General features: G+C 66.7%; 19 protein-coding genes. 9 read left to right on the top strand and 10 right to left on the bottom strand.

The window, feature by feature from the left end:
• Window positions 1–48 precede the first annotated feature (48 nt).
• The 4 genes from ASF09_RS17950 to ASF09_RS20770 all read right to left on the bottom strand — a co-directional run bounded on the left by ASF09_RS17950 (window position 49) and on the right by ASF09_RS20770 (window position 3,076).
• The gene (locus ASF09_RS17950) at window positions 49–1,197 is read right to left on the bottom strand and encodes a CaiB/BaiF CoA transferase family protein (RefSeq protein ID WP_060527448.1); all 1,149 of its coding nucleotides are present in this window, start codon (window positions 1,195–1,197) and stop codon (window positions 49–51) included.
• Between the two features lie 127 nt (window positions 1,198–1,324).
• A complete protein-coding gene (locus ASF09_RS17945) occupies window positions 1,325–2,509 on the bottom strand; it encodes an acyl-CoA dehydrogenase (RefSeq protein WP_060527447.1) in 1,185 nt (394 codons plus the stop codon).
• Window positions 2,510–2,576: 67 nt separating this feature from the next.
• Window positions 2,577–2,897, bottom strand: coding sequence for a hypothetical protein (locus ASF09_RS17940; protein ID WP_060527446.1), 321 nt, complete (start codon window positions 2,895–2,897; stop codon window positions 2,577–2,579).
• Window positions 2,898–2,899: 2 nt separating this feature from the next.
• The gene (locus tag ASF09_RS20770) at window positions 2,900–3,076 is read right to left on the bottom strand and encodes a hypothetical protein (protein ID WP_165899516.1); all 177 of its coding nucleotides are present in this window, start codon (window positions 3,074–3,076) and stop codon (window positions 2,900–2,902) included.
• Between the two features lie 89 nt (window positions 3,077–3,165).
• Here ASF09_RS20770 and ASF09_RS17935 point away from each other — a divergent pair, with 89 nt between their 5' ends.
• Window positions 3,166–3,798 carry a S24 family peptidase gene (locus ASF09_RS17935; RefSeq protein ID WP_060527445.1) on the top strand — a complete coding sequence of 211 codons (633 nt, stop codon included), beginning with the start codon at window positions 3,166–3,168 and terminating at the stop codon, window positions 3,796–3,798.
• Between the two features lie 199 nt (window positions 3,799–3,997).
• Here the strand turns inward: ASF09_RS17935 and ASF09_RS17930 are convergent, their stop codons facing one another.
• Entirely contained in the window at window positions 3,998–4,195 is a 198-nt protein-coding gene (locus tag ASF09_RS17930) for a hypothetical protein (RefSeq protein ID WP_082444461.1), read from the bottom strand.
• A 174-nt stretch (window positions 4,196–4,369) separates the two neighbouring features.
• On the opposite strand from ASF09_RS17930, the gene ASF09_RS17925 reads away from it, so the two are divergent.
• The 3 genes from ASF09_RS17925 to ASF09_RS17915 all read left to right on the top strand — a co-directional run bounded on the left by ASF09_RS17925 (window position 4,370) and on the right by ASF09_RS17915 (window position 11,631).
• The gene (locus ASF09_RS17925) at window positions 4,370–6,370 is read left to right on the top strand and encodes an autotransporter assembly complex protein TamA (protein WP_060527443.1); all 2,001 of its coding nucleotides are present in this window, start codon (window positions 4,370–4,372) and stop codon (window positions 6,368–6,370) included.
• A 62-nt stretch (window positions 6,371–6,432) separates the two neighbouring features.
• On the top strand, window positions 6,433–10,512 hold the full coding sequence (locus ASF09_RS17920; RefSeq protein ID WP_060527536.1) for a translocation/assembly module TamB domain-containing protein: 4,080 nt from the start codon (window positions 6,433–6,435) through the stop codon (window positions 10,510–10,512).
• A gap of 117 nt (window positions 10,513–10,629) precedes the next feature.
• The gene (locus ASF09_RS17915) at window positions 10,630–11,631 is read left to right on the top strand and encodes a glycoside hydrolase family 3 N-terminal domain-containing protein (RefSeq protein WP_060527442.1); all 1,002 of its coding nucleotides are present in this window, start codon (window positions 10,630–10,632) and stop codon (window positions 11,629–11,631) included.
• Between the two features lie 325 nt (window positions 11,632–11,956).
• Here the strand turns inward: ASF09_RS17915 and map are convergent, their stop codons facing one another.
• Together map and ASF09_RS17905 are read right to left on the bottom strand one after the other, a co-directional pair.
• Entirely contained in the window at window positions 11,957–12,730 is a 774-nt protein-coding gene (gene map / locus ASF09_RS17910; RefSeq protein ID WP_060527441.1) for a type I methionyl aminopeptidase, read from the bottom strand.
• Window position 12,731: 1 nt separating this feature from the next.
• Window positions 12,732–12,938, bottom strand: a complete 207-nt coding sequence (locus tag ASF09_RS17905) for a ParD-like family protein (RefSeq protein ID WP_060527440.1) — start codon at window positions 12,936–12,938, stop codon at window positions 12,732–12,734.
• Between the two features lie 106 nt (window positions 12,939–13,044).
• On the opposite strand from ASF09_RS17905, the gene ASF09_RS17900 reads away from it, so the two are divergent.
• From ASF09_RS17900 to tatC, 5 genes are read left to right on the top strand one after another with little or no spacing between them, the layout of a single operon-like run.
• Complete coding sequence (locus ASF09_RS17900) at window positions 13,045–13,767, top strand: segregation and condensation protein A (protein WP_060527439.1); 723 nt, start codon at window positions 13,045–13,047, stop codon at window positions 13,765–13,767.
• Window positions 13,764–14,378 (top strand): SMC-Scp complex subunit ScpB, encoded by a 615-nt coding sequence (scpB, locus tag ASF09_RS17895; protein ID WP_060527438.1) that lies wholly within the window; start codon window positions 13,764–13,766, stop codon window positions 14,376–14,378. The genes ASF09_RS17900 and scpB overlap by 4 nt, the downstream gene beginning before the upstream one ends.
• A 35-nt stretch (window positions 14,379–14,413) precedes the next feature.
• Window positions 14,414–14,659, top strand: a complete 246-nt coding sequence (locus tag ASF09_RS17890) for a Sec-independent protein translocase subunit TatA (protein WP_056055794.1) — start codon at window positions 14,414–14,416, stop codon at window positions 14,657–14,659.
• Between the two features lie 37 nt (window positions 14,660–14,696).
• A complete protein-coding gene (gene tatB, locus ASF09_RS19880; protein ID WP_082444438.1) occupies window positions 14,697–15,251 on the top strand; it encodes a Sec-independent protein translocase protein TatB in 555 nt (184 codons plus the stop codon).
• A 43-nt stretch (window positions 15,252–15,294) separates the two neighbouring features.
• The gene (gene tatC, locus ASF09_RS17880) at window positions 15,295–16,092 is read left to right on the top strand and encodes a twin-arginine translocase subunit TatC (RefSeq protein ID WP_060527437.1); all 798 of its coding nucleotides are present in this window, start codon (window positions 15,295–15,297) and stop codon (window positions 16,090–16,092) included.
• 59 nt (window positions 16,093–16,151) lie between these two features.
• On the opposite strand, the gene ASF09_RS17875 is transcribed toward tatC, so the two are convergent.
• From ASF09_RS17875 to ASF09_RS17865, 3 genes are all read right to left on the bottom strand, one after another.
• A complete protein-coding gene (locus tag ASF09_RS17875) occupies window positions 16,152–16,286 on the bottom strand; it encodes an entericidin A/B family lipoprotein (protein WP_056055798.1) in 135 nt (44 codons plus the stop codon).
• 272 nt (window positions 16,287–16,558) lie between these two features.
• Complete coding sequence (locus tag ASF09_RS17870; protein ID WP_056056072.1) at window positions 16,559–18,112, bottom strand: sensor histidine kinase; 1,554 nt, start codon at window positions 18,110–18,112, stop codon at window positions 16,559–16,561.
• A gap of 86 nt (window positions 18,113–18,198) precedes the next feature.
• Window positions 18,199–18,408, bottom strand: coding sequence for a NepR family anti-sigma factor (locus ASF09_RS17865; RefSeq protein WP_056055800.1), 210 nt, complete (start codon window positions 18,406–18,408; stop codon window positions 18,199–18,201).
• Between the last annotated feature and the right edge of the window lie 18 nt (window positions 18,409–18,426).

Below are 18,426 nucleotides of genomic sequence, written 5' to 3'. Positions count from 1 at the left end.
TCCAGAGCCACGCATGTCTGCGCTAGTGGCTCTGGGTCCTGACTTTCGTCAGGATGACGGACGTGGCAGCATCGGTGCCGCCCGCCCAGTCGCGAGATCGGCCTCGGAAAACCGGATTGGCGTACGCAGCCCCGGAACCAGAGACCCATCCGGCCGCGCGACTTCGATCGCCATCCCCCGGGCGATAACCTGCGGATCATCGAAAGCCTGCGCGACCGTATTGATCGGCCCGGCAGGCACCCCGACCGCCTCCAGCCGCGCCAGCAACTCGAGCTTAGGCACCAGAGACGTCGCCGCCTCGATCCCCGCGAACAAGATGTCCGTGAACGCCAACCGCCCGGCATTGGTCGCGAACCGCGGATCGTCGCGCATCTCGGGCAACCCCATCGCATCGCAGAACCGCCGGAACTGCCCGTCATTCCCGACCGCCAGGATGAACCACCCATCCGCGCACGGAAACACCGCATAGGGACACACGTTCATATGCGCATTCCCGACCCGCGTCGGCGACACGCCGCTCGCGAACCAATTCATCGCCTGGTTGGCGAGCACCCCGGTCATCGTATCGAGCAGCGCCATGTCGATCTGCTGACCCCGGCCAGTCCGCTCGCGCATCGCCAGCGCCGCCTGGATCGCGATCACCGCATACAGCCCGGTCATGATGTCCGCGAACGCCACGCCGATCTTCTGCGGCGCGCCGTCCGGTTCGCCGGTCAGGTCCATGATCCCGCTCATGCCCTGGACGATGAAGTCGTAACCCGCGCGAGGAGCATAGGGCCCGTCCTGCCCGAACCCGGTGATCGAGCAATATACCAGCCGCGGGTTGATCGCGGATAGGGTGGCATAGTCGAGCCCGTATTTGGCGAGCCCGCCCACCTTGAAGTTCTCGATCACGACGTCGGTATCGGCGATCAGGTCGCGGACGACAGCCTGGCCTTCAGGCGTGGTAAAGTCGGCAACGACCGACCGCTTCCCGCGGTTGGCGGCATGGAAATACGCTGCATCACGCGTGCCGTCAGGGTTGTCGATGAACGGCGGCCCCCAGGTTCGCGTGTCGTCACCGGCCGGGCTCTCGATCTTGACCACCTCGGCACCGAGATCGGCAAGAACCTGTCCCGCCCAAGGACCCGCAAGGATCCGGGCAAGTTCGACTACCTTCAAACCGGCGAGGGGGGAGGGTTTGCGTTCCTCCGTCATAACACCACCCCGGCGAAGGCCGGGGCCCAATTGGAAAGGCCGGAGTAACAACGCGCAGCGTCAGCCAATACGCGTTCCCCAATTGGGCCCCGGCCTTCGCCGGGGTGGTAGGACGTAGGGGTTGAACTCAAAACGCAGCGATACCCGTGATCGCCCGCCCGAGGATCAACGCATGTACGTCATGCGCACCCTCATACGTGTTGACCGTCTCCAGGTTCATCAGGTGGCGCATCACCTGATACTCCCCCGAAATTCCATTCCCGCCATGCATGTCGCGAGACATGCGCGCGATATCGAGCGCCTTGCCGACGTTATTCCGCTTCACGATCGAGACCATTTCCGGCGCGAACCGGCCCTCGTCCATCAACCGCCCGACGCGCAAGCTCGCCTGCAACCCGAGCGCGATCTCGGTTTCCATATCCGCCAGCTTCTTCTGGAAAAGCTGCCGCCCCGCCAGCGGCGTCCCGAACTGGTTGCGGTCGAGGCCATATTGCCGCGCCGCATGGAAACAGAACTCCGCTGCGCCTAACGCACCCCAGGAAATCCCGTAACGCGCGCGATTGAGGCAGCCGAACGGCCCCTTCAAGCCCTGCACGTCGGGCAGCAGCGCGTTGTCACCGACCTCGACCTCGTCCATCATCACCATGCCCGTGATCGACGCGCGCAACGACAGCTTGCCCTCGATCTTGGGCGTCTCCAGTCCCTTCATCCCGCGCTCCAGGATAAAGCCGCGGATGCCCCCGCCATGCTCGTCGGACTTCGCCCAGATCACGAACACGTCCGCGATCGGAGAGTTCGAGATCCACGTCTTCGCGCCCGAGATTACATAACCGTTGGCCGTCTTCTTCGCCCGCGTCGTCATCCCACCGGGATCGGAGCCGGCATCAGGTTCGGTCAGCCCAAAACAGCCGATCCACTCACCGGTCGCAAGCTTGGGCAGGTATTTGCGCTTCTGCTCTTCGGAGCCGAACGCGTTGATCGGGTACATCACGAGGCTAGATTGCACCGACATCATCGAGCGATACCCCGAGTCGATCCGCTCTACCTCGCGCGCGACCAGCCCGTACGCGACGTACGATGCACCGACGCCGCCATATTCCTCGGGGATGGTCGGTCCGAGCAAGCCGAGTGCACCCATCTCGCGGAAAATCGCAGGGTCGGTATGCTCGTGCTGGAACGCGTCGATAATCCGCGGCGCGAGCTTGTCGTCGGCATAGGCCTTCGCGCTGTCGCGGATCATCCGCTCGTCCTCGCTCAACTGATCGTCGAGCAGGAACGGATCCGCCCAGTCGAACTTGCCCATCCCGGCCATATGAATCTCCTTCGTCGACCGCCGACTTCGTGGTTCGGCCAGCGAAAGTCCACCCCTGTCGAGACGTTTACGCGTCGATCAGCGTCAGCACCGCGATCGTCACATGCTCGCGGTCGCCGATCGACTCGATGCGGTCGACCACCAGATCGGCGACGATATGCCCGCGCATCGCAAACTCCGCCTCGGGCAGCCGGTCGATCCAGTCTCGAAGACCGGGTACGGGAGCGGCCGCGATCGTCAGCCGGTGCTGCGTGCCGACGAACGTAGCGCTCGCCCAAGGCGTACACGCGATCGACTCGACGTGCATCGTCAGGCCTACCGCAGTCGCCTGACTGCGGAGCGCGCGGATCAACAGCGTGCCCGCATCGGGGCCGCGGATCGCGTCCATCCTCACGATCCGTTCCGCGCGATGAACGACTCGATCCGCGCCACCATCGGTTCGCGCGCCTGACGACCGCGGCGCAGGTCGTGCACCAGCCTCGGATCGCCGACCGCCAGCCGGCCGAACTTGGTCATCGGCATGCCCGTCTGCCGCAGATATCGATCGATCTTCATCAGAATCGTCACCGTCGTTCCTCCCGAGTCCCTTGCTCCGTTCTTGATCTGTTCCGTCAAATCCTACTTGTCTAGGAAATTTCCTGCGCTAGGGTCGCGTGATGTCGAAAATCGCATCTGATCCCGATCCGAGGACCGCGCTGGCGACGCTGGCGGCGGCGCGGGGCGACAGTCTGGCGGCGCTGTCGGCGATGCTCGGGCGCAACGCGGCGTATCTCCAGCAATATGTCCGTCGTGGATCACCGCGAATCCTGGGCGAACGAGACCGACGATTGTTGTCCGCCTATCTTGGCGTGAGCGAGACGGTGCTCGGCGCGCCACCCGATCGCGCGGTGGGTTTCCGCATCCGCAAGCTCGATATCGCCGCGTCCGCAGGGCCGGGCGCGCAGGTCGACGGCGAAATCGTTCTCGGCACCGACACGCTAGACCCCGGCCTCGCGCGGAAACTCGGGCTAAGGGACGGGCAGGCGGCGATCATCCGTGTGCGCGGCAGTTCGATGGAGCCGGGGCTGTTCGACGGCGATCACATCGTGGTCGACACCGCCGACCGGACACCGCGCGCGAAAGGCGGGGTGTACGTCATCCGGATCGACGACGCGGTGATGGTGAAGCGCGTCGCGCTGGCCGGCGGGACGCTGGTGGCGACGAGCGACAACCCGGCGGCGGGACCGATCCCGGCGGGGCGGATCGCCGTGATCGGCCGCGTGGTGTGGCAGATGCGCGAGCCGCGTTAGGGGGGCTACCGCCCTTTCCATTCGTGCTGAGTAGCGACCGAGTAGCTCCCTCAGGAGCGTATCGAGGGCGCGTATCGAAGCACCGGTTCCGCGCGCCACCCTGTCCCTCGATACGCCGTCTCGGTACGCCGCCTGCGGCGACTACTCGACGGCTACTCGGGACGAACGGAAGAGGGGGCGGACGAGCGGAACGAGCCTTCTACCGCCGGTCCCGCAGCCACACCAGCACCGCCGCCAGCACGCCCACCCCGGTCCCGATCAGGAACCCCGGAGTCGCCTGCCCGATGGCAAAGCCGACCCCCGCCCCGCCGAGCATGCCGAGCGCCACGAGGAACCCGCCCGCGGCGCTGGGGTCCTTGTGGGGAGGGAGGGTGTCGCGGGAAGTGGGGTCGGCCATCGCCCCGTCCTGCCACGCACCGCGCCGGGATGCCAGCCGCGCGCGTTCGCCGACCCGCCGGACGACCCGCGTCAGGACGCCCCGCACCAGCGCAATCCCCCGCCCGGACGAAACGTGGCGGAAATGCGGCGTTAGATACTGTTCCGCAACGACAAGCCCGGCTAGGAGCCTGACATGGTGTTCCGCGTCGGGCGAGCCGGGCCGGCCGCCGCCTTTTTCGTTCTGACGACAGCGGGGGCGGTTTCCGGTGCCGGCGTATCCGCCGCGCGTGCCCAAACCGCACCAGCGCCCGCGCCTGCACAGATACCGGCCCCGCCGACCGCGAACACGCCGATGTCGCTCGACCCCAATTCGCCGCTCGCCGCGCTGCCCGATATCGGCGTCGCGTGGCCCGATCTCGCGAACTCGCCGATCGACCCGGCCGCCACGGTCGCCGCGGTCGATGCCAATACCGAAAGCCGCTACGCCTGGCGGATCGACGGTATCGACGGGATCGACGACACGCTGCTGCGGCAGCGGTTCGCGGCACTCTCGACGCTCGACGCGAACGATCACCAGGCCGCCAACGCCGCGCAACTCGACCGCCGCGCGCGCGAAGATGCCGATCTGCTCAACAGCCTGCTTCGTGCCGAGGGCTATTATGACGCCAACGTCGTCACGCGGGTCGAGCCGGGCACCAAGCCGATGGTCGTGCTGTCGGCCAGCCCAGGCACGCTCTACAAGTTCAAGGGCGTGACGATCGACGGCATCGCCGCGGCAGGCGACAAGGCGCCGGGGCTGACGACCGCATTCGGCGTGAAGCCCGATGACCCCGTCAATTCGGATGCGATCGTCGCGGGCCAGGCCAAGCTGACGACGCAGATCGGCCGCGAAGGCTTTCCGTTCGCCAAGGTCGGCGATCCGGCGATCGTCGTCGATCACGCCACCCGCACCGCGACGCTCGACCTGTCGGTGCAACCCGGCGGCGCGCGCAAATTCGGCACGATCCGCGCGCTACCGGGCAACCGCGTGTTTGGCGCGGATCACGTCGCCGAGATCGCGCGCTTCTCGCCCGGCGACCTGTACGACGCAGCGAAGCTCGACGATCTGCGCCGCGCTCTGATCCAGACCAGCCTCGTGTCCGCGGTCGAGCTCAAGCCGGTGCAGGGGGCAACGCCCGATACTGTCGACGTCGCGGTGAAGCTCGACCCGGCACCGCCGCGCACCGTCGCGGGCGAGCTCGGCTATGGCACCGGCGAAGGCGCGCGCGCGGAACTCAGCTGGACGCACCGCAACCTGTTCCCGCCCGAGGGCGCGCTGACGGTACGCGGCGTACTGGGCACGCAGGAACAGCTCGGCTCGGTCGTCTTCCGCCGCAACAATTTCGAGGGCCGCGACCGGGTGCTGACGTTCCAGGCCTCCGGCGTCCACACCAATCGCGACGCGTACGACGCGAAGACCTTCACGCTCGCGGGCAGCCTCGAGCGCCAGACCAACATCTTCTTCCAGAAGACCTGGACATGGTCGGTCGGTGCCGAACTGCTGGCGTCGGACGAGCGCGACGTGATTGTCTCGACCGGCGCACCGCGGCGGCGGACGTTCTTCATCGGCGCGCTGCCGACGACGCTCAACTATGACGGATCGGACGATCTGCTGAACCCGACCAAGGGGTTCCGGCTCGGCGCGCGGCTCAGCCCCGAGGTGTCGTTGCAGAACTCGGTGTTCGGCTATGCGCGCACGCAGTTCGACGGCAGCGTCTACCAGCCGTTCGGCGACCGGGTGGTGCTTGCCGCCCGTACCCGGCTCGGTACGATCGTCGGCGCCCCGCGTGACGAGGTTGCACCGTCGCGGCGTTTCTACGCCGGCGGCGGCGCGTCGGTGCGCGGCTATGGCTATCAGTCGATCGGGCCGCGCGATCCCAACAACGACCCGATCGGCGGGCGCAGCCTGACCGAATTCTCGATCGAGGCGCGGGTCAAGGCGTTCGGCAATTTCGGCATCGTGCCGTTCCTCGACGCGGGCAACATCTACACCTCGCCATTGCCCAAGTTCACCGGGCTGCAATACGGCACCGGCATCGGCGTGCGCTATTATTCGAACTTCGGCCCAATCCGCCTCGACGTCGGCACGCCGATCAACCCGCAGCCGGGCGACAGCCGCGTCGCCGTGTACGTCTCGCTGGGTCAGGCGTTTTGAGCGAGGTGGCCGCTCTTCCGAAGCGCCGGATCGCGTGGTGGCGCTGGATCGTCAGCGCGGTCATGGCGCTGCTCGTGATCGTCGGCACCGCGTTGCTGATCGTCGACACGGGGATCGGCCACCGCTTCGTCGCGGACCGCATCGCCGCGATCAGGACCGCCAACGGCCTGCGCTTCACGGTCGGGCGGATCGAAGGATCGCTGTACGGCGATACGCGGCTCATCGACCTGCGCGTGTACGACCTTGAGGGGCTGGTCTTCCAGGCGCCCAATGTGACGCTTGACTGGTCGCCGTTCGACTGGTTTTCCAACCGGCTGGAGATCCAGCGGCTGATCGTCGATCGTGCGATCCTGACGCACACGCCGCGCACCCGACCGTCCAGGACGCGTGGCCCGATCCTGCCCGATTTCGATATCCATATCGGCAAGCTGTCAGTCGGGCGGCTGACCTTGGCGAAGCGCGTGCTGGGAACGCAGCGGATCGGGACGCTCGAAGGTCGCGCCGACATCCGGTCGGGCCGGGCGCTGGTCGATCTCAAGGCGCGCGTCGCCGGCAGCGACGACCTGAAGCTCCGGATCGATGCCGAGCCCGCGCGCGACCGCTTCGACCTCGACGTCGCCGCTAAGGGGGCCGCGGGCGGCGTGCTCGCGCGGATGGTGAGGGCGAAGGGGCCGGTCGCGCTCGCGGTTACCGGCGACGGTAGCTGGGCGAAGTGGGACGGCCGCGCGAACGGCATCGTCGGCACGACGCGCGTCGTCGATCTCGCGCTCGCGCAGGTCGCCGGGCGCTACACGCTGTCGGGCACGCTCTCGCCGTCGTCGCTGCTCAAGGGGCGGCTGCAACGGCTGACGGCGCCGCGCATCCTCGTCAACGGCAGTGCGGAGTTCGCCAACCGCCGACTGGACGGGCAGCTTTCGCTCCGAACGCCCGCACTGGCGATCGACACGACCGGCATCGTTGATCTCGGTGCGAACGCGTATCGTGACGTCCGGATCAAGGCGCGGCTGCTGCGGCCGCCCGCGCTGTTCGACAACATGACCGGCAACATGGTCGAATTGCGTGCGATCCTCGACGGCCCGTTCGCGACCGCCGCGTTCGATTACCGCCTCGACGCGAGCCGGTTCGCGTTCGACCAGACCGGGTTCGAGAACGCCCACGCCGCCGGCAAGGGCCGCCTCTCCGCGGCGCCGGTCACCGTGCCGATCCGTTTCACCGCGGCGCGCGTCACCGGGGTCGGCACCGTCGCGGGCGGGATCCTGCGCAACCTGTCGGTCGACGGTCTGCTCCGCGTGACGCCGACGCTGCTCACCGGCGACGCGCTCAGGCTCCGCTCCGACAAACTCACCGGCAGCATCAATCTCGCGGTCGACCTGCGCAACGGCCAGTTCGAGGTCGGCATCAACGGCGGGCTCGGCCGCTATCTGATCCCCGGCCTCGGCATCGTTGACGTCAAGTCCACCTTGCGCGTCGTCCCCGGCCCGAACCGCCACGGCACGCGCGTGATCGGCCAGGGCAGCGCGCAGATGGTGCGGCTCGACAACGCGTTCTTCCGCAGCCTCGCAGGGGGGCTGCCGCGCATCACCACCAACCTAGAACGCACCACCGACGGCATCCTCCACTTCACCAACCTCGTGCTGACCGCGCCGCAGATCCGGCTGACCGGCAACGGCTATCGTCGTCGTGACGGAACCTTTCATTTCGAGGGAAGCGGGCGCCAGCAGACCTATGGCCCGGTACAGCTCGTGCTCGACGGCCAGATCGAAAAGCCGACGCTCGACCTCGTCTTCGCCAGCCCCAACGCGACGCTTGGCCTGTCGAACGTCCGCGCGCATCTCGACCCGACGCCGCAAGGGTTCGCGTTCACCGCAGCCGGCGGATCGCGGCTCGGCGCGTTCACGACCAATGGCGCGATCCTGTTGCCGCCGGGCGCCGATGCAACGATCCAGGGCGCTGCACTGAACGTCGCCGGCACGCGGGCGAGCGGCAACATCGCGGTCGTCGATGGCGGCTTCAACGGCGCGCTCGCGGTTGCAGGCGGCGGTATCTCGGGCGAACTTCTGTTCCGTCCGGTCGGGACCGTTCAGCGCATCGAAGGCCATCTCGCCGCCAAGGCCGCGACGCTCGACACCGTTGCGCTCCGATCGGGCAAGCTCGATTTCGTTACGTTGCTCGATCCCGCCGGCACCTCGATCGAGGCGACCGCAACCGGCCTCGGCCTGCGTCGCGGCACGCTCAGCCTCGCCCGGTTCAACGGCGCGGCGTCACTTAGAGGCGGCGTCGGGACGATCAAGGCATCGATCGCTGGCTCGCGCGGACGGGCGTTCGATATCCAGAGCGTCACGCAGGTGACCGCCAACAGCTACGCGATCTCCGCGCAAGGCACGCTCGACGGCCGCCCACTGAAACTGCTCACCCCCGCGATCCTGACTGAGGGCGAAGACGGCTGGCACCTCGCGCCCACCAAGCTCAGCTTCGGCGGCGGCGAAGCGCAGGTCGGCGGCCATTTCACCGGCACCAGCACGGCGGTCGACGCCAGCCTGACGCGCATGCCGCTCGCGCTGCTCGATATCGGGTATCCAGGGCTCGGGCTCAGCGGTTCGGCATCGGGCCGTTTCAACGTCGCCACCGCGAACGGCGCCGCGCCGACCGGCAAGGCCGATCTCACGATCCGCGGGCTCAGCCGCGCCGGGCTCGTCCTCTCGTCGCGGCCGATCGACGTCGGTGTCGCCGCGGTGTTGTCGCCCGACAAGCTCGGCCTGCGCGCGGTGATCGCGTCGGGCGGCAAGACGATCGGCCGTGCCCAGGCCCAACTCGCGCCGTTAGGGCAAGGCGATCTCGCCGCGCGCATCACCAACGCCCGCCTGTTCGGGCAACTTCGGTACAGCGGTCCGGCCGATACGCTCTGGCGGCTCACCGGTGTCGAGCTGTTCGACCTCTCAGGCCCGGTAGCGATCGGCGCGGACGTCGTCGGCACGCTCGCCAACCCGACGCTGCGCGGTATCGTCCAGGCGAACGGCGCGCGGATCGAAAGTGCGACCACCGGCACTGTCCTGACCAATGTCCAGGCGACCGGGCGCTTCGGCGGCTCGCGACTTGTGATCGACCGGTTCGGCGCGGACGCGGGCAAGGGGGGCCGTGTCACCGGCACCGGCCAGTTCGAATTCGCCGCCGCCGCCGGGATCGGCCTCGACCTCGCGCTACAGGCCGACAAGGCGGTGATGATCAACCGCGACGATATCGGCGCGACCGTGTCCGGCCCGCTGACGTTCAAGTCGACCGGCTCGGGCGGCACGATCGCCGGCGACGTCATACTCGACAAGAGCCGCTATCGCCTCGGCCAGGCCACCGCCGCCAGCGCGGTGCCGCAGCTCAACATCCGCGAAATCAACCTGCCCGACGGCGGCGAGGAAGTCGCAACCCCGACCAAGCCCTGGACGCTCGCGATCAAGGCGCGCGCGCCGAACCAGGTCATGGTCAGCGGCCTCGGCCTCACCAGCGAATGGTCCGCCAACCTCCAGATCGCCGGCCAGCCCGAGAACCCGGCGATCGCCGGCCGCGCCACGCTGATCCGCGGCGACTACGAATTTGCCGGGCGGCAGTTCGAGTTGGCACGCGGCGTGATCCGCTTCGACGGGCAGGTGCCCGCGAACCCGGCTTTGGATATCGAGGCGAATGCGGACTCGACGGGGCTGAGCGCATCGATCCGCGTTACCGGCTACGCGCTGAAGCCGGAGATCGGTTTCACCAGCACGCCCGCGCTGCCCGAGGACGAACTCCTGTCGCGGCTGTTGTTCGGTACCTCGATCACCAACCTGTCCGCGCCCGAAGCGTTGCAGCTAGCGGCGGCGGTCGCGGCATTGCAGGGCGGCGGCAGCGGTCTTAACCCGATCAACGCTGTGCGCCGCGCCGCCGGGCTCGACCGCCTCCGCATCCTCCCCGCCGATCCACAGACCGGGCAGGGCACCTCGATCGCGGCCGGCAAATACGTCACCCGACGCCTCTACGCGGAGATCGTCACCGACGGTCAGGGCTATTCCGCTACGCAGGTCGAGTTCCAGGTCACCCGCTGGCTGTCGCTGCTGTCGAGCATCTCCACGCTCGGCCGCCAGAGCGCCAACGTCCGCGTGTCGAAGGACTATTGAGGATATGGCCCCATTGCCGTTCGGGCTGAGCGAAGTCGAAGCCGCTTCCGATACGCAGGCCCTTCGACTTCGCTCAGGGCGAACGGTAAGGGGGGGCTTTCGGTTTAGGACCCAGTCATGAAGCCCGTCATCTTCGGCCTGTCCGGCCCCGTCCTCACCCCCGCCGAACGCGCGTTCTTCGCCGAATGCGAGCCCGCGGGCTATATCCTGTTCAAGCGCAACATCGTCGACCGCGCGCAGGTTAGGGCACTCACGGACTCGCTCCGCGCGCTGGCCGGACGTCAGGACCTGGCGATCCTGATCGACCAAGAGGGCGGCCGTGTCGCGCGGATGGGACCACCCGAATGGCCCGCATTCCCCGCTGGCCCGGTGTTCGATGCAGCCTACGAACGCGCGCCGATGACCGCGATCCAGGCGGCACGCGCCAACGCGCAGGCGCTTGGCGTCATGCTCAGCGAGGTCGGCATCACCGTCGACTGCCTGCCGCTGCTCGACGTGTCGCAGCCGGATACCACCGAAGCCGTCGCCTCACGGACGTTCGGCTCCGACCCCATGCGCGTCGCGGCCCTCGGCCGCGCAACGCTCGAAGGGCTGGCCGAAGGCGGCGTGGTCGGTGTCGTCAAGCACATGCCCGGCCACGGCCGCGCCAAGGTCGACACGCATCACCACCTCCCGACCGTCACCGCGACCGACGCCGACCTCGAGGTCGACATCGAACCGTTCCGCACGCTCAACCAGGCGCCGATGGGCATGACCTCGCACATCGTCTTCGACGCCTGGGACGCCGATCACCCCGCGACGCTCTCGCCGATCGTGATCGACGAGATCATTCGCGGGCGGATCGGCTTCGACGGCCTGCTGATGACCGACGACATCGACATGAAGGCGCTGTCCGGTACCGCCGGCGACAAGGCGGCGGGCGCGATCGCCGCAGGGTGCGATCTGGTGCTCGATTGCTGGGCGCGCATGGACGAGATGGTCGAGATCGCCGGGCGGCTTGGGGAAATCTCTGATGCCTCGCGCGCGAGGCTCGATCGGGCGATGGCGTCGGTAGGGGCGGCCAAGGGTGACTTTGCTGACCTGATCGCAACGCGGGATGCGTTGTTGGCGCGCGCCTGACGGTAGCCCATCATCCACCACCCCGGCGGAGGCCGGGGCCCAGTTGGAAAGATCGCAGTAACGGGGCGCCGTCCTCAATCATCGACGTCCCCCAACTGGGCCCCGGCCTTCGCCGGGGTGGTGGGCTCTGTGGAAAGCACACCATCCGTTCGTCCTGAGTAGCTGCTGAGCTTGTCGAAGCGGCGTATCGACGGACGGGTTGGCGCGCGGAACCTGTGCTTCGATACGCGCCTTCGGTACGGCTCTGCGAGCCTACTCAGGCACTACTCAGCACGAACGGAATGGATTGAACGGTTGCGACCGCCTCAATCACGCTCACCCCAGATTACCCCAACCCCCGAGCCCGCTCATCCCCGCGCAACGTCAGCACCTCGACCCCGCCGCACGTCACCGCCACCGTATGCTCGAACTGCGCCGAAAGCTTGCCGTCGTCGGTCACCACCGTCCACCCGTCATCCTCGGTCGAGACCTTGCGCGTCCCCTGGTTGATCATCGGCTCGATCGTGAACACCATTCCCTCGCGCAGCGTCATGCCGGTCCCGGCGCGCCCGAAATTGAGCACCTGCGGCTCCTCGTGCATCTCGCGGCCGATGCCGTGCCCGCAATAGTCGCGCACCACCGCATAGCCGTGTTTCTTCGCATGCCGCTCGATCGCGAAGCCGATATTGCCGAGATGCGCGCCCGCCCGGACCTGCCGGATACCCTGCCACATCGCCTCCTGCGCGACCCGCACGAGGCGCTTCGCAGCGGGCGAAACGGTGCCCACCATATACGTCTTGCTCGAATCGGCGATGAACCCGTTCTTTTCCAACGTGATGTCCAGATTGACGATGTCGCCATCGCGGATGACGTCGCGCGGGTTCGGCACGCCGTGGCAGACGACATGGTTGATCGAGCTGTTCAGGACATACTCGAAGCCATATTGCCCCTTGCTCGCGGGTCGGGCGGCGAGGTCTTCGGTGATGAAGCGATCGACCATGTCGTTGACCTGCAACGTCGACAGCCCCGCCAGATCCTGCACGTCGAGCATCTCGAACACCGACGCCAGCAACGCGCCCGACACGCGCATCAGCGCCAGTTCGGCCGGCGTCTTCACCATCTCAGGCTGCCGTTTTGTCGGACACGCGCACCGACGCCGCGGCGAGTTGCGCGGTGACGATATCGTTGAACGACAGAGTCGGGTTGGCCTCGGCGAGCATGCCGATCTTCATCCAGAACTCCGCCTGCGCATTGATCGACCGGCATAGTACCTGGCTCGCGCGTCGCGCATCCTCGTGCAGCGCGTCGTCGATCTTCACAATACCCATTCAAACCTCACATTCACCCTGACCATATGAAACGTGTACGGTTCATATGGTCGAGCGTCAAACGTAGAGGGTGGATGCCCGGCGGCACGCGCTGTAGCGTCCGGCGATGGACGAAGTGCAACTGACCCTGGATCTCGACGGATGGGAGGGGCCGCTCGATCTGCTGCTATCGCTCGCGCGTGGGCAGAAAGTCGATCTGCGAAAGATCTCGATCCTCGCACTGGTCGAGCAGTACCTTGCCTATGTCGACTCCGCGCGCGCGCTGAAGCTCGAACTCGCCGCCGACTATCTCGTGATGGCGGCTTGGCTGGCGTATCTGAAGTCGGCATTGCTCCTGCCACGCGACCCGCTCGCCGAGCCCGACCCGGAGGAACTCGCGCTGCGGCTCCAACTGCGGCTCGAACGCCTGAGTGCGATGCGCGAGGCCGGCGCGCGGCTGATGGCGCGCGACCGGACCGGGCGCGACGTGTTCCTGCGCGGCGCACCAGAGGGGCTGCGTACGGTGCGCAAGGCGGCATGGCAGGCCGAGATCTTCGACCTGATCGCCGCGTACGGCCGCATTTCCGCGCGGACGCGGCCGGTGATGCACGTCGTCGCCGACCGCGAGGTGATGACACTGGAGGCGGCGCTGGAGCGCGTGTCGATGCTGGTCGGCGAGCGGATCGACTGGAGCGTGATCGAAAGCTTCCTCCCCGAAGCGGGCGAGCGTCTCCGGCGATCGGCGCTCGCGTCCAGCTTCGTCGCAGCGCTCGAACTCGCGCGGCAGGGGAAGATCGAACTGCGCCAGGCGTCGCCCTTCGCGCCACTGTATCTGAGAGCCCGCGCGTGACGCCGCCCGACGATTTCGCGCGCGCCGTCGAGGCGGTACTGTTCGCGGCCGAGACACCGCTGACGCTCGACTCGATCCGCGCGCATGTCGGTAGCGGTGACGTCCGCGCCGCACTCGACCAGCTGACCGCCGACTATGCCGGTCGCGGCATCGCCATCGTCCGACGCGGCGAGCGCTGGCAGTTCCAGACCGCACCGGACATGGCGCACATGCTCCGCCGCGACCGCGAGGAACCGCGCAAGCTCAGCCGCGCGGGGATCGAGACGCTCGCGATCATCGCCTATCACGAGCCCGTGACCCGCGCGGAAATCGAGGCGATTCGCGGGGTGCAGATCTCGAAGGGGACGCTCGACGTCCTGATGGAGGCTGGCTGGGTGAAGCCGGCCGGGCGGCGCGAAGTGCCGGGACGCCCGCTGATGTTTGCGACCACGCCTGCATTCCTCGTCCATTTCGGACTCCAGAGCCGCCGCGACCTGCCCGGGATCGACGATCTGCGCGCCGCGGGACTGCTCGACCCGGTCGATCTGGCGTTCGATCGCTTGGACGGTGACGGCGATGGTCACCGCGACGCGGACGTCGATGGCGAGATGGCTGGCAATGAGACGGGATGAGGCTTAGATAGGGTCCAGTTTCCAGGAGAATTGCCATGGGCGGTTTCAGCCCGATTCACTTGCTAGTCCTCGCGGTCGTCGCGATCCTCCTTCTCGGCGGCGGCCGATTCTCGAACCTTATGGGCGACGTCGCCAAGGGCGTGAAGAACTTCAAGAAGGGCATGTCCGAGAACGACGACGAGACGCCGGCCAAGCCATCGGCGCGGATCGAAGCGCAGAAGACCGCCGATCCCGCGTTCGATCGCGACGGCAATCGCGTCCGTGACGACCGTCCCGCTTGAAACCGGTTGAGTTGACGTCTCCGAATAGGCGCTGCTGATGTTCAATATCGATGCCTCCGAGTTCCTGCTCGTGGCTTTCGTTGCGCTCATCGTGATCGGTCCGAAGGATCTGCCCAAGGCGATGCGCGTGGTCGGCTATTGGGTCGGCAAGGCGCGCGGCGTCGCGCGGCAATTTCGCTCGGGCTTCGATTCGATGGTCCGCGAGGCCGAACTCGAAGAGATGGAAAAGCGCTGGGCGTCGGAAAACGAACGCATCATGCGCGAGCATCCACAGACGGGTACGGATGCTACGGCCGATACCACGCAGGTCGTGCATTCGCCGGAGACGGAGGAGTACCGTCGCGATTATCGGTCCCTCGACCACGCGGACGATCATACGGACGAGCCAGTGATGGTCGAGAAGCCGGTCGTCGCCCCCGCCGCGCCCGTTGATGCTTCGGGTCACGATACCGGTCACGGCGATCGGCCTGGGGTGGCCCCGCTTTCGCCGGATCGCGCCCCGGACCTGTTCGATACGCAGACGACCGCTCCGGTTCCTGCGCCCCAAGCGATCGACGACAAGACCGGCAAGTCCGACGTCGCGTCGTCGTGATCGGTCTCAACCTCCGCGCCCCCGTGGCGGCTGAAAGCATGACATGAGCGAGATCGACGCTAGCCGGGCACCGTTGCTCGACCATCTGATCGAGTTGCGGCGGCGCTTGCTGTACTGCATCGCCGCGCTGGTCGTGACGTTCGCGATCTCGATGTATTTCGCCGAGGATATCTTCGGCTTCCTGGTCCACCCGCTGCTCGCGGCCGGCCAGAACAAGGTGATCTACACCGAGATATTCGAGGCGTTCTTCGTCCAGATCAAGGTGGCGTTCTTCGCGGCGATGATGCTGTCGTTCCCGGTGATCGCGAACCAGTTGTGGCAGTTCGTCGCGCCCGGGCTCTACAAGAAGGAGAAGCGCGCGCTCCTGCCGTTCATCCTCGCGACCCCGGTGCTGTTCCTGACCGGTGCGGCGATGGCGTATTATGTCGCGATCCCGATGGCGCTGCACTTCCTGCTCGGGTTCGACGGGATGGTCGGCGGCATCCACCGCGAGGCGCTGCCGGGGATCGGCAATTACCTGTCGTTCACGATGCAGTTCCTGTTCGGCTTCGGCATATCGTTCCTGCTGCCGGTGCTGCTCATGCTGCTCGAGCGGGCCGGCATCGTCACGCGCAAGCAGCTGATCGGCGCGCGGCGTTATGCGATCGTCGCGGCGTTCGCGATCGCCGCGGTGCTGACGCCGCCGGATATCGGCTCGCAGCTGCTGCTCGCGATCCCGCTCGTCATCCTATACGAAATGGCGCTGGTCGGGATCTGGTTCACCGAGCGCAGCCGCGCCAAGGCGCAGGCGACGGACGGTGAGGACGAGACCGACGCCGGTACCGATATCGTCGAGCGCTGATACGAAAACGGGGCCCGGTGCATGTGCACCGAGCCCCGCATTGCACTAAGCGTGAAGGCTTACTTGGCGTTGTCTGCGGTCTTCGCGACGGTCTTGCCGGCCGAAGCCACGTCCTTGCCTGCACCCTCGACGGTGTTGCAGGCCGATACCATCAAAGCGCTAGCCACGATCGCCAGTCCAACCAACTTACGCATAATACTTCCTCCAAGGGCTTGAATGCCACCGGAGATGCAATGTTCGGGCGGGAATTTCGTTCCGGCGGCGAAACTCGCCAACGCAGTGGTTTGGATAAATTAAAGGCCCGACAGCATCACCGGGGGGGGAGGGTGATGCGGCCGGGCCTGTGTTCGGGATAGCGAGAGCGGGGGGGCATAAATTCGCTATCCGAATTATCAAACGGTGGTCGCGGCACTCGGTTCCCAGTTTTTCCGAATTTTATCCTGCGAACCGGAAATACCGGGTTCGCTCAATCGCGACCGGTGACCGCGAAGGCGATCTCGTAAGCGCCGACCAACGGATCGTGATGGAGCGGCGAGCGCAACTGGCGCGAAAGACCCTCCATGACACGCCCATAGCGCGAGACGGACTCGCGCAGTGCATCGCTCTCGACCAAGGCGCGCGACACGACGCGTAGCAGTCCGCGGTCGGGTTTGTCGGCGATCTTTTCGGCGGGTTTCACGACGATCCGGATCTGCGCGACCGGATCGCAACTGATCGCGAGTTCGATCATCTCGGTGACGAGGAACGCGATCGCGACGGCGACATCCTGGTTGACGAGATACGGATCGATATCGAGCGTGATGCCGAGGCCATGCGACCGTTCGGACGCGGTCGCGCGGATGTTGGCCGACAATTCGCCGATCATGGTGCGCAGGTTGAGCCCGCGATTTTCCTCGAGCTCGGCGAAATGATTGCGGTGCACCACTGCCAGAGCATCGACGCGGCGCTGGATCGAGGAATAGGCCGCGGTCGCGTCCGCGCTGGGGGCGCTGCGCGCGTGGAAATTGATGAGGCTGGAGATCACCTGGAGGTTGTTCTTGACCCGGTGATGTACTTCGCGCGTCAGCTTAGTCTGTCTGACCAGACCCTCGGCAAGCCCCGCTTCGTGCAACGCGACCGTCCGGCTGATCGACTGGAACGTCTCGCCGAGTTCACGGATTTCCTGCGCGGGCAGCGTGCTGACGACACCGAAGTCGAGTTCCTCGCCCGGCGTGAACGCAGCGACCGCGCCGCGCAACCGCCGCAACGGCCGGATCAGCAGTCGGTCGACCACGAACCACGCGATGCTGGCGGCGGCGAGCCACATCAGCAGCGGCAAGAGCATCGCGACGATCAGCGACGACGTGACCGGCGCGCTGCGGACGCTCGTGCGCAGTGCGAGGCCTGCGACGCCCAGATCGGTACGGGTCGTCTCCATGCGATCGAGCGGCCGTTCGTCGGGGATGGTTTCGAGGTGGAGCGCTTCTTCGTCGAGGACGATCGCGCTGCTGACCGCCGAGGCGCGCGTCGACGGCGTCGCAATCTTTTCGAGGAACGCGCGGGGGAAATAGGCACGTGCGGAGGTGCCGCCGCGTCGGCCGGACGTGGGGCCGGAAATCGCCAACAGCAGCCCGGTGTCCGGTACGATCGCCGCCGAGATTGGCATGTCGTCGCGTCGCAACGTCACCGGGTTGGGCAATGCGACGCCGCACAGCACGTGGCCGGCGCGATCGGTGATGATGAAGCGCGTCCCGGCCGAAGACTGCTGTGCGAAGACGCCCTGTGCGCGTGCGCAACTCGGTGCATCGGCAGGATCGTTGCCAAGCGCGTTCACGGCGACGCGCAACGCCGTCATGTCGCCCACCAACTCGATCGCGATCGCACGCGCACTTTCGTTGGCGGTGACACGCAGCCGTGCCCGTGCTTCCTGATCGGCCAGCCGCGTAGTCTGCAAGGTCGCGAAAACCGCGATCAACGCCAGCGGCAGTAGCGCCGCACTAAGGATGAGGAACAGTTTTGCGCCGGTCGGCAGCCGCCGCATGGTTGCAAACAGTCGATGTTCAGGGAGTTCTGCGAGCGGCGATCGCTCGTCGGACAAATCGATCGGCGAGGCCATCCGGCCCGCCGTCAGTCTAGCTTGCCGAGAAGATCGAGCAGATCGTCCGGGATCGTCTCATCGACAGTTTTCTGATAGACCGAGCGCAAGGCCGACCCCATTTGCTGATCCTTGTTGGGGATAGCCTTCGGGATCTTGGCAGACGAAGTCTTCTCCGTGTCGTGGCCCAAACTCAAAACTTCCCCCTGCACGACGCATACCGATGGTGTGGTTGCGAGCATGGCACGATCCCTGACACA

Origin of the sequence: Sphingomonas sp. Leaf242 (genome assembly GCF_001422045.1) — a bacterium.
Lineage (GTDB): Bacteria > Pseudomonadota > Alphaproteobacteria > Sphingomonadales > Sphingomonadaceae > Sphingomonas.
The sequence above is the reverse complement of the archived record's forward strand: the minus strand, read 5'-3'. Positions and strand labels throughout refer to the sequence as shown.

Excerpts from the sequence above, each read along its gene's own strand:
- tatB (WP_082444438.1), top strand. The coding sequence starts at position 14,697 with ATGTTCAATATCGATGCCTCCGAGTTCCTGCTCGTGGCTTTCGTTGCG.
- ASF09_RS17925 (WP_060527443.1), top strand. The coding sequence starts at position 4,370 with ATGGTGTTCCGCGTCGGGCGAGCCGGGCCGGCCGCCGCCTTTTTCGTT.
- ASF09_RS17890 (WP_056055794.1), top strand. The coding sequence starts at position 14,414 with ATGGGCGGTTTCAGCCCGATTCACTTGCTAGTCCTCGCGGTCGTCGCG.
- ASF09_RS17865 (WP_056055800.1), bottom strand. The coding sequence starts at position 18,408 with ATGCTCGCAACCACACCATCGGTATGCGTCGTGCAGGGGGAAGTTTTG.
- ASF09_RS17905 (WP_060527440.1), bottom strand. The coding sequence starts at position 12,938 with ATGGGTATTGTGAAGATCGACGACGCGCTGCACGAGGATGCGCGACGC.
- ASF09_RS17920 (WP_060527536.1), top strand. The coding sequence starts at position 6,433 with ATGGCGCTGCTCGTGATCGTCGGCACCGCGTTGCTGATCGTCGACACG.
- ASF09_RS17915 (WP_060527442.1), top strand. The coding sequence starts at position 10,630 with ATGAAGCCCGTCATCTTCGGCCTGTCCGGCCCCGTCCTCACCCCCGCC.
- ASF09_RS17870 (WP_056056072.1), bottom strand. The coding sequence starts at position 18,112 with ATGCGGCGGCTGCCGACCGGCGCAAAACTGTTCCTCATCCTTAGTGCG.
- ASF09_RS17940 (WP_060527446.1), bottom strand. The coding sequence starts at position 2,897 with ATGGACGCGATCCGCGGCCCCGATGCGGGCACGCTGTTGATCCGCGCG.
- ASF09_RS17945 (WP_060527447.1), bottom strand. The coding sequence starts at position 2,509 with ATGGCCGGGATGGGCAAGTTCGACTGGGCGGATCCGTTCCTGCTCGAC.
- ASF09_RS17930 (WP_082444461.1), bottom strand. The coding sequence starts at position 4,195 with ATGGCCGACCCCACTTCCCGCGACACCCTCCCTCCCCACAAGGACCCC.
- ASF09_RS17900 (WP_060527439.1), top strand. The coding sequence starts at position 13,045 with ATGGACGAAGTGCAACTGACCCTGGATCTCGACGGATGGGAGGGGCCG.
- tatC (WP_060527437.1), top strand. The coding sequence starts at position 15,295 with ATGAGCGAGATCGACGCTAGCCGGGCACCGTTGCTCGACCATCTGATC.
- ASF09_RS17875 (WP_056055798.1), bottom strand. The coding sequence starts at position 16,286 with ATGCGTAAGTTGGTTGGACTGGCGATCGTGGCTAGCGCTTTGATGGTA.
- ASF09_RS17950 (WP_060527448.1), bottom strand. The coding sequence starts at position 1,197 with ATGACGGAGGAACGCAAACCCTCCCCCCTCGCCGGTTTGAAGGTAGTC.
- map (WP_060527441.1), bottom strand. The coding sequence starts at position 12,730 with ATGGTGAAGACGCCGGCCGAACTGGCGCTGATGCGCGTGTCGGGCGCG.
- ASF09_RS17935 (WP_060527445.1), top strand. The coding sequence starts at position 3,166 with ATGTCGAAAATCGCATCTGATCCCGATCCGAGGACCGCGCTGGCGACG.